The organism is Vibrio eleionomae, assembly GCF_009874545.1.
In the GTDB taxonomy this organism is placed as follows: Bacteria; Pseudomonadota; Gammaproteobacteria; order Enterobacterales; family Vibrionaceae; genus Vibrio; species Vibrio nitrifigilis.
The window spans coordinates 22,444-32,276 of record NZ_WEKT01000056.1; the positions used below are offsets into that span (position 1 = coordinate 22,444).

Genomic DNA, 9,833 nt, shown 5'->3' on the forward strand with positions numbered 1-9,833 from the left:
CAACTGATCCTAATTATCCTTATTCCGCCTATTTACACACCTAAGCATAAGCGTAGAATCGCCGCCCTCTCTGTTTATGAATAAGGTAACAAATCATGCTTGCCGTTTATGAATCATACCGAGCTGGGCTCTTAAAAAGAACAAATTGGTTAGCCAACTTAAGTTCCGGTGTCATCGTCGGTGTTGTGGCCCTTCCTTTAGCAATGGCATTTGCAATTGCCTCCGGGGTAAAACCTGAACAAGGCATTTATACGTCTATCTTTGCGGGGATTATTGTATCGCTGATTGGTGGTTCTCGCATACAGATTGCAGGACCGACAGGCGCTTTCATCGTGATTCTCGCGGGCATCGTCAACCAATACGGCATAACAGGCTTACAAATTGCGACTATGATGGCTGGTGCAATATTACTCGTACTTGGCTTCACCAAATTAGGCGGCATTATTCGTTTTATTCCAGCCCCTGTCATCATAGGTTTTACCAGTGGTATTGGTGTCATTATTTGGGTGGGTCAATGGCGTGATTTCTTCGGTCTTCCCGCCGTTGAAGGCGAACATTTTCATCAAAAGTTGCTCTTTCTCGTACAGCATTTTTCCAACCTCAATATGGCTACCACCGCACTCGCTTGCTTATGTTTGGTCTTGGTGATTGTCGGCCCTAAAATACCTGGGCTTAAAAAAGTACCGGGGCCACTACTGGCGTTGGTCGTCGCCACGTTCATTCAATATGTCGTCGCCTCACCTGACATTCGCACCATAGGAACGGCATTTGGTGGCATTCCTCAAGGTCTACCAGAGTTTGACGTCCCTAACATATCCCTACCTGAACTCGTGCCACTGATTGGCCCTGCGTTTGCGATTGCCATGCTTGGCGCTATCGAATCATTATTATCTGCGGTAGTAGCAGATGGAATGGCAGGCACAAAACACGATTCAAACCAAGAGCTGATTGGTCAGGGCATTGCCAATATGATCACGCCTCTATTCGGTGGTATTGCAGCCACCGGAGCGATTGCTCGCACAGCGACTAATATTCGTAATGGTGGTAACAGCCCTATTTCTGGCGTTGTTCACGCCATCACCTTAATTGTGATTTTATTGGTTCTCGCGCCTCTTGCCGTGAACATACCTCTAGCCGCTTTGAGCGCGATTTTATTTGTTGTGGCTTGGAACATGAGCGAAGTACGCCACTTCTATAAGTTGTTTCGCACAGCGCCCATAGCAGATGTGGTCATTCTCATCACCACATTCTTACTGACTGTGTTTTCAGATTTGGTCGTCGCTGTAAACATTGGCGTTATTATCGCCATTTTGCACTTTGTGCGCCGTATGGCCACCAGCGTCGAAATGAAACAAGATCAATCTAGTGAGTTGGCCAGTGAGTTACAGAAATACGGTCTGACTTTCATGCCAAAAGAGCTGTTTGTATTTGCCGTAGATGGTCCTTTCTTCTTTGGTACTTCAGATCTATTAGAACGCAGTATTACTGAATTGCAATCAGCCCCCCAAACCATTTTAATTCGTTTGAAATGGGTACCATTTATGGATATCACAGGCCTACAGGCACTAGAAAAAATGATTCTAACAATGCATCAACAAGGCATTTCTATATGTATTTCTGGTGCCAACGAAAGAGTGAACCACAAACTGCATCGCGCTGGCATCATACACCTGATTGGTGAACACCATTATTTTCAAGATGTGTCTCAGGCGTTTTCTCAACTGTTATACCCAAATGACCTCAAAATGCAGGGTTCAGAGCTTNATCAACGAGCCTAGGTCAAGCTCAATCACGGCAGGAATGGTCATTCCTTTTCAACGTGATTGAGCGCAGAAATAGGTTTGTTGATGAGCTCCCGGAGGGCGAGTCACTGTATCAACAACGCTACTTACGGATTAAGTAGCGTTATTTACACCACATAAAAACCGCCACTTCAGGCACCCTTTCCCGTCACAACTAGAAGTAATCGATTGCATAAATACGCCAATCTCTTTCAGTATGAAATAACGCTAGGCACTATGAATAAAGTTTAACTCAGAGTATTAATTTGAATAGTTAAAGTTGAATGGTGAATAGTATTGCATCATAAAACAAAGTTGGATATCCTTGCCGCCCGATTAAATACGGACATTAAGTGAATGAATATTCCAGGGAGGAAATAAAACAATAGTCACATGAGATAAACGATGCAGAACAACGCCCAAGCTTTAGATACCCCAGAGACTAAACATAGTCCTGCTACCATTTGGCGCTTTTTGATCCCCTCTATTATTGGGATCTTGCTATTTATGGCTCCTATCCAAGACCAAGGCTCTTATACCATTCCGGTCGCAATGTTAGCCCAATCTCTAAAATCCCTGTTAGGTGATTTACTCGTACCAATGATTACGATCATCGTGAGTTTTATGGCCGGGGCTTCACTTTTAGTTAAACTTGTCCAACCTCAAAGTATTGTTAATCGACCTTTCCTTAACGGCCTATTTAACCCATCGTGGATTTGGCTAGTAGTGCGCTTATTTGGCGGCGCTGCTGTCATTATGACGTTTTACCATGTGGGGCCGGAAATGGTATGGGAAGAAAACACCGGTGGGCTGGTTCTTTCCGACCTACTACCGACTCTCTTTTCCGTGTTCATTTTTGCCGGTCTTTTACTTCCATTACTGCTTAATTTTGGTCTTCTTGAACTTTTTGGCAGCTTACTAAGCAAAATCATGCGTCCAGTATTCAACCTACCAGGCCGCAGTGCTATTGACTGTATGGCATCGTGGTTAGGCGATGGCAGTGTGGGCATTTTGCTGACCAGTAAACAGTATGAAGAGAAGTTTTACACCCAACGTGAAGCAGCGGTTGTTGCCACCACCTTCTCTGCTGTTTCTATCACATTCAGCCTAGTGGTGATTGCTCAAGTTGGCTTGGAACAGATGTTCTTGCCTTTCTATGGTTCCATTTGCCTTGCTGGGGTTGTGGCTGCGGTTATCATTCCACGTTTACCTCCTTTACGTTGGAAAAAAGATACCTACATTGATGGCACTCAACCACATCCAGATGCAGATGCCATACCTGTCGGTGAAACCGCGTTTTCTTGGGGTCTAAAACTGGCGTTAAATAAGGCATCGAAAGCCAATTCGCCAAGCAAAATATTTGCAGAAGGTATCCAGAACGCAATTGATATGGTATTTGGCGTTTTGCCCGTGGTGATGGGGCTAGGAACAGCTGCATTGATGATTGCAGAGCACACCTCTGTGTTCTCTATTCTTGGCCAGCCATTTATCCCATATCTTAAACTACTGGGCGTGCCAGAAGCGGTCGAAGCCTCGCGTACGATTGTGGTTGGCTTTGCCGATATGTTTATTCCGGCTATCTTAGCCACATCAATCCATAGTGAAATGACGCGCTTTATTGTGGCTGCAATGTCCGTCACTCAGCTCATTTATATGTCGGAAGTTGGCGCTCTGATGCTCGGAAGTAAGATCCCAGTCAACATCTTCGAGCTGTTCTTTATCTTTATTGTACGCACATTGATTACACTGCCAGTGATTGTGTTAATGGCGCACTTCTTGTTCTAACTGGACATATATACCCAAGTAACCTCAAGATGCTGTTTCAGCGAGAATGTATTCGCTTTTAGGCAAGGCACTGATTTGAAGACATAGTCATTCTACGTTGAAAATCAGTAACACAGCCTAGGAGCGAATAAAACTCGCCCTTTGGGAGCTCATCAACAAACCTATTTCTGCGCTCAATCACGTTGAAAGGGAATGACCATTCCTACCGAGATTGAGCTTGACCTAGGCTCGTTGATNAAGCTCTGAANCCTGCATNTTGAGGTCATTTGGGTATAGTCAGATAAAAACAAAAACCGCCAAATCTATATGATTTGGCGGTTTTTTAATGCTTGTGACCATCTACTAATTCGATGACAACGACATCGATAAAATATGCGATTGGCTAGAAAACCCGAGTTGCTGATAAAACCGTTGCGCGGTTTGATTAAACGCCATCACTTCTAATCTGATTTCACTGGCTCCCTGTTGTTCACACCATTGTTGGCACGCTGCAAATAACGCCTGTCCAATACCACAATGTTGAAATTCATCATCTACGACTATGGTATCGATGCGAGCAACCAAATGTGTAGTTAGAAATGGCACACTTTCGTTACGAGTGAGGCGTGCAATCACATAACCTGCTGCTTGGTTACCTAGTTTTGCTATCCAGATTTCACTATCACTATGATCCAATATATTTTGCATATATTGGGTTATCTGCTCCGAACTAGGTATCACAAATACATTTGGTGCATGTTGAGCATGCTGCTGACAAATTTGCTTATTGAGCAAACATAACGCCGACAGATCGCCTTGCTGAGCTTTTTCAACCTGAATGTTCATGCTGCGTTGATTCACTTAATCATCCCTATTTTTTGCCACTATGGCACCCAAAAATAAAAGGCCAGCCCGAGGGATGACCTTGTATTCGATTTGCGATTTAGTTTTGCGACGCCTGCTCTAACTCCAAATCATCAAGCTCTTGATGCTTGATAGTCGCTTCAAACGCTTTCAAACGTTTATGAATGGATAACAACTCAACAATCGTCGTCCAAGAATTCACTAAGTATTGGAAAGAGTTTTCAACTTGATGGAACGCATTGAGGATACGCTGCATGATCCCCAAAGAGAATGCGCCAGCAACAATCGAAGGTGCCAATGCAATCAAAGGAATAAACTGGCCGATTTGTAGGTAGCCATAACGAACCACATTAAAGTAAACGTAATGAAGATACAGTTTAAAATAATTGTGGCGAACATTACTAAATAGCTCACCTAACTTAACAGGTTCGGCGCGATTTTCATCATCTTCACCAAAAACCAGCTCTTTACGATAAGCTGCTTCTACACGCTGGTTTTTAAATTCTAATCCCGGCAGTTTGACCCCTGCCACTGCGAGCAGCAAAGTCCCGAAGATCGACCAAATAATGGCTACAAAGACTAACCCTTGCGACACTTCACCAATCAAAGGTAACGTTTTAACGTAACTTGAGAGATTCCATAAAATCGGTAAGAACGCGATTAAGGTCATGATGGAGTTTAAGAAACTCACACCTAAGTTTTCCATAATTGAAGCAAAACGCATGGTATCTTCTTGGATACGCTGTGACGCCCCTTCAATATGACGCACTTTTTGCCATTTAGACGTGTAGTATTCCGTCATAGCCGTACGCCAACGGAACACGTAATGACTAACAAAAAAGGCATTACACACAGCAACGGTAATTGCGACCATCAAAATGACAGCCACCGTGACTAACTCACCATAAAATTGCGATAACGTAATGCTGTCTGGTTTTGCTAACGCTTTTTGAATGAGATTATAAAAATCCCCATACCATTCATTAAGCAACACACTCACTTCTACTTGGAACCAAGTAATAAAGACGATGAGCGCCGAACCAAGTACAGACCATTTGGCCCACTTATGATGGCTAAACTTCATCCATACGAATAAAAACAACGCATAACACACTGCCATATACTGGTAAAGCCAAGCCATTCCTGCGTGTTCTAGATTAGTTTTATAAGCGGCTTGAATAGCGGCAGTGGGCTTGTCGCCTAGAGGAGCAGGATAACCATAACCAAATACACTACCAAGGCTTAAGTGCTGACCCAGCCCTTGTACAAACATGTACCAAGCAATAACACACGCTAACGCCCAAAGAGCAAAGCTAGAAAAGAACAGTTTTGGTTTTGGAAAAAAGGATTCAAACACAGTATTTATCTCTTGTCCGTGAACAGTTGTATTCCAGTAAGTTAAAAGAGGGATATCCCCAAACCCATTAAATAATTTGGCTATATCACTTAATTTACCTTGAGTTGACCGTAACTCAATGATTATTTTGACCAGAGTAACAGGTCAAAATTCCATAATGCAAAGAAAAAAGCCCCTCTAAGAGAGGGGCAAATTTACCATCGCTTTATAGTTATAATCTTATATGAATTTGATTCATTCATAACTTAAAATTTGAAAAAAATTATCATTCTCACTGATTATTTATTTCATCTCACCGCGCAATCACCTAAAGCGAGCATCCATTAACCGAAATCGCCATTCACGTAGCCACGGGTACGGTCATCTTTTGGCGCACCAAAAATTTGTTCAGTATCACCATGCTCGACGAGTTCTCCCATTAAGAAAAAGGCCGTGCGATCAGAAATACGGCGTGCTTGCTGCATCGAGTGAGTCACAATGACGATGGTGTAATTTTTCTTTAACTCTTCCATTAAGTCTTCAATTTTATTGGTTGCGATGGGATCGAGCGCCGATGTCGGCTCATCCATCAAAATCACATCAGGCTCCATCGCTATGGTACGCGCAATACAAAGACGCTGCTGCTGACCTCCCGATAATCCAAACGCCGGAGACTTTAAGCGGTCTTTCACTTCATCCCACAAGGCGGCACCTCTAAGCGAGCGCTCAACCACTTGGTTAATATATTTCTTATCTTTAATACCTTGTGCGCGCAGACCATAAGCAACATTTTCATAAATGCTCATTGGAAATGGATTGGCTTTTTGGAACACCATCCCAACTTTAATTCGTAACCCCGCCACGTCGATATCACCATAAATGTCTTCTCCATCCAGTGTGACAGTGCCCTTAATCGTCACCCCTTCAATCAGATCATTCATACGGTTTAAACAACGCAATAACGTTGATTTACCACAACCTGACGGGCCAATAAGGGCCGTCACTTGCTGAGTGGGAATATGGAGATTAATCGACTTTAATGCCTGATTATCACCATAAAATAGATCCAGTTTTTCAATATTAAATTTATTCATAAATGAGTCTCAAAATTCGGTTCTATGTGCTGAAATCAGTAGTTGGCCGTATTAAAGCGGCTAGCAATGAACTTAGTAATCATATTAATGATCAACACAACAACAATCAGTACCGTCGCTGTACCATAGGCCTGATTCCACTCGTCCACGGTGAATAATTCAGTTGTCAGCTTGTACAAATGCACGGTTAACGTTCGACCAGAGTCCATCAAAGAGTCAGGAATACGAGCCACCATACCTGCCGTTAAAAATACAGGTGCCGATTCACCGACAACACGGCCGATACTCAGAATAACGGACGTCAGAATTCCCGGCATCGCACTCGGTAGAATAAGACGCCAAATAGTATAGATTTTTGATGCACCGAGCCCATAAGAGCCCTCTCGGTAAGTTTGTGGAACAGCCATCAATGCTTCTTCGGTTGTGCGAATGATCACAGGAAGAATCAGAATACTCAGTGTTAACGCCCCAGACAAAATTGAAAAGCCAAACCCCATAATGACGACAAAAAATGTCATACCAAATAGACCAAAAATGATTGATGGAATACCAGCAAGTGATTCGGTACAAAAACGGATGACCTTAACTAAACGACTGCCAATTTTTGCATATTCTGTTAGATAAATAGCCGTCATGATCCCCAGTGGTGCCGCGACAGCAATCGAGGCGATCACCATGTAAATCGTAGAAACGATCATGGGAAAAATACCATGCTCGTCACCCGTTCTGGTGTAATTATCCGTAATGAAGTGCCAATCCACAAATCGCATGCCATTAGATAATATGTACCAGATAATCCAGAACAAAAACCCGACAGTTAATGCCGCTGACAACCAAATTAAGCCATTAAGCAGGGCATCTTTGTTTTGGCGAGCACGTTTCAGTTTTACACGATCCATAGTTTCTACCTCGCCTTCTCACGATTTAAATACAGTAGCGCGCCGTTCAGCATCATAATAAAGACCAATAGCACCACCCCTGTCGCGTAGAGGGCATTAGCATGAACACCACTGGCATATGACATTTCAATGGCAATATTCGCAGTAAGAGTACGCGCAGAATCCAGAATACCTTGCGGCATGGCTGGCGCGTTGCCCATCACCATTATAATCGCCATCGTTTCACCTAAAGCTCGCCCGATACCCAAAATGACGGCGGTCATAATCCCAGAGCGAGCGGCGGGAACCAATAACTTGAAGATAGTGTAAATTTTTGAGGCACCGAGTGCATATGAACCTTCCCGATATGAGGCAGGAACAGCACGAATAGAGGTTTCAGACACTGTAATTACCGTCGGTAAGATCATGACTCCAAGCACGATAATCCCAGCCAAGATGGTATTACCTGCTGGTACATCGAATACTTGTTGAATCAGTGGAACAATAATGACCAAACCAAAGAAGCCATAAACCACCGACGGAATCCCCGCCAGCAACTCAACCGCAGGGCGAATCAAATCAGCCAAACGCTTAGGCGCAATTTCGGCAATAAAAACAGCGGTTAGCACCCCTATCGGCACTCCAACAATAACCGCCCCCAGCGTTGATGCCACCGATGCGACAATCATAGTAGCCACACCATACAAAGCAGGAGGTAACCACTCTTGACCAAGAACAATGCCAGAGACACCTACGGCCTGAAATGCCGGTAAGCTTTCACGCACAATGAAGTAAGCGATGATCGCTAAAGACACGATCCCAATAACCGCACTGGTAAGAAACAATCCATGAAACAGACGCTCTTTCCAATCAATGCGCTTTTTGGCTTTTAAACCAGGTTGAGCTGATTGAGCTTTATCAATACTCATAAGCGTTCACTATATTTACGATGGTCAGTCTCATTGAAATGCCTAGTGGCCTTAACCTAATCACACTGGAGAACGTTAAGTGATCATTCAATGAGAATAAAAGGCTCGGCCCAAATGAGGCCGAGCAAAATTTAAATAAAGCACTTAGTGGATATCAATGTATCCATGGTCTTTGACGATAGCTTGGGCTTGATGGCTAAGCATCCAATCGAGAAACTTCTTAGTTTCTGGTGTTGGTTTGTCCTTTTTATAAAGGACTAAGAATGGACGGGCGACCTGATAACTGCCATTTTTCACATTCTCAACAGTAGCGGATACACCATTAACATCCAGTGGGTGCACGGTATTATCCACCGTACCTAATGAAATATAGCCGACAGCATAAGGGTTCGATGCCACCATGGTTTTCAACCCACCATTCCCATTAGCAACCTGTGCTCGTTGAGAAATAGCTGAAACGGTCATACCATTCACTTTACGCTTTAAAGACATAATGTCTTCGAATGCACCTCGAGTCCCAGAAGCCGTATCACGAGTAATCACCACGATCGGTTTACTTTCTCCGCCCACTTGCTTCCAGTTAGTAATTTTGCCTTTATAAATCTCTGTCACCTGCTCTTTAGTCAGCCCATTCACTTTATTACTGGGATGAACGACGACAGCAATACCATCGCGAGCGATGGTCTCTTCTACCAAGGTAGGTTCCTCCTCAGAAGCTTTTAAACTGCGAGAAGACATGCCGATATCCGCACTTTCATTCTTTGCCGCTTTAATACCAGCAGACGAACCAGGCCCTTGGACTTCAATAAACACACTGGGGTTAGTTTTCATATAGGTTTCAGCGAAGTACTCCATTAACGGAGTCACACTGCTTGAGCCCACTACAGAGATAGTTTCATTTGCCGAAGCTGGGTTAAAAGCTAAAGCACCTAACAAAGCAATGGCACCAAATACAGTTTTTTTCATCACATGTTTCCTTTAGGGGGTTATTCCGAGTATAGGTCAACGAGGTCAAATTTATGGATGAATTGTGACAGTTATGTTTCAGTTACTTGAACACTATGTGACAGAAAGAAAACTTACCACGTCATGCTCATAACGCTCGTAGTTCTATGAAATTTTCGTAATGACTAGTAAAAGTTTAGGAGAATGATTCACGATGCGCAGGAAAAAAATGACTTTAAATT

8 protein-coding genes are annotated in these 9,833 nt (G+C 43.4%); 2 read left to right on the plus strand and 6 right to left on the minus strand.

What is annotated here, in order from left to right:
• The first annotated feature begins 95 nt into the window (after nucleotides 1–95).
• Together F9817_RS19950 and F9817_RS19955 are read left to right on the plus strand one after the other, a co-directional pair.
• The gene (locus F9817_RS19950; protein WP_161157931.1) at nucleotides 96–1,778 is read left to right on the plus strand and encodes a SulP family inorganic anion transporter; all 1,683 of its coding nucleotides are present in this window, start codon (nucleotides 96–98) and stop codon (nucleotides 1,776–1,778) included.
• A gap of 408 nt (nucleotides 1,779–2,186) precedes the next feature.
• Nucleotides 2,187–3,566: a YjiH family protein gene (locus F9817_RS19955; protein ID WP_161157932.1), complete on the plus strand. Its 1,380-nt coding sequence runs from the start codon at nucleotides 2,187–2,189 to the stop codon at nucleotides 3,564–3,566.
• A 342-nt stretch (nucleotides 3,567–3,908) separates the two neighbouring features.
• Here the strand turns inward: F9817_RS19955 and F9817_RS19960 are convergent, their stop codons facing one another.
• The 6 genes from F9817_RS19960 to F9817_RS19985 all read right to left on the minus strand — a co-directional run bounded on the left by F9817_RS19960 (nucleotide 3,909) and on the right by F9817_RS19985 (nucleotide 9,612).
• The gene (locus tag F9817_RS19960; protein ID WP_161157933.1) at nucleotides 3,909–4,406 is read right to left on the minus strand and encodes a GNAT family N-acetyltransferase; all 498 of its coding nucleotides are present in this window, start codon (nucleotides 4,404–4,406) and stop codon (nucleotides 3,909–3,911) included.
• A gap of 82 nt (nucleotides 4,407–4,488) precedes the next feature.
• On the minus strand, nucleotides 4,489–5,766 hold the full coding sequence (gene sbmA / locus F9817_RS19965) for a peptide antibiotic transporter SbmA (protein ID WP_161157934.1): 1,278 nt from the start codon (nucleotides 5,764–5,766) through the stop codon (nucleotides 4,489–4,491).
• A 323-nt stretch (nucleotides 5,767–6,089) separates the two neighbouring features.
• Nucleotides 6,090–6,839, minus strand: coding sequence for a phosphate ABC transporter ATP-binding protein PstB (pstB, locus tag F9817_RS19970; protein WP_161157935.1), 750 nt, complete (start codon nucleotides 6,837–6,839; stop codon nucleotides 6,090–6,092).
• Between the two features lie 35 nt (nucleotides 6,840–6,874).
• A complete protein-coding gene (gene pstA, locus F9817_RS19975; RefSeq protein ID WP_161157936.1) occupies nucleotides 6,875–7,738 on the minus strand; it encodes a phosphate ABC transporter permease PstA in 864 nt (287 codons plus the stop codon).
• Nucleotides 7,739–7,743: 5 nt separating this feature from the next.
• Complete coding sequence (pstC, locus tag F9817_RS19980; protein ID WP_161157937.1) at nucleotides 7,744–8,646, minus strand: phosphate ABC transporter permease subunit PstC; 903 nt, start codon at nucleotides 8,644–8,646, stop codon at nucleotides 7,744–7,746.
• A 144-nt stretch (nucleotides 8,647–8,790) separates the two neighbouring features.
• Nucleotides 8,791–9,612 carry a phosphate ABC transporter substrate-binding protein gene (locus tag F9817_RS19985; RefSeq protein WP_161157938.1) on the minus strand — a complete coding sequence of 274 codons (822 nt, stop codon included), beginning with the start codon at nucleotides 9,610–9,612 and terminating at the stop codon, nucleotides 8,791–8,793.
• Nucleotides 9,613–9,833 lie beyond the last annotated feature (221 nt).

Excerpts from the sequence above, each read along its gene's own strand:
- pstB (WP_161157935.1), bottom strand. The coding sequence starts at position 6,839 with ATGAATAAATTTAATATTGAAAAACTGGATCTATTTTATGGTGATAAT.
- F9817_RS19955 (WP_161157932.1), top strand. The coding sequence starts at position 2,187 with ATGCAGAACAACGCCCAAGCTTTAGATACCCCAGAGACTAAACATAGT.
- pstC (WP_161157937.1), bottom strand. The coding sequence starts at position 8,646 with ATGAGTATTGATAAAGCTCAATCAGCTCAACCTGGTTTAAAAGCCAAA.
- pstA (WP_161157936.1), bottom strand. The coding sequence starts at position 7,738 with ATGGATCGTGTAAAACTGAAACGTGCTCGCCAAAACAAAGATGCCCTG.
- F9817_RS19985 (WP_161157938.1), bottom strand. The coding sequence starts at position 9,612 with ATGAAAAAAACTGTATTTGGTGCCATTGCTTTGTTAGGTGCTTTAGCT.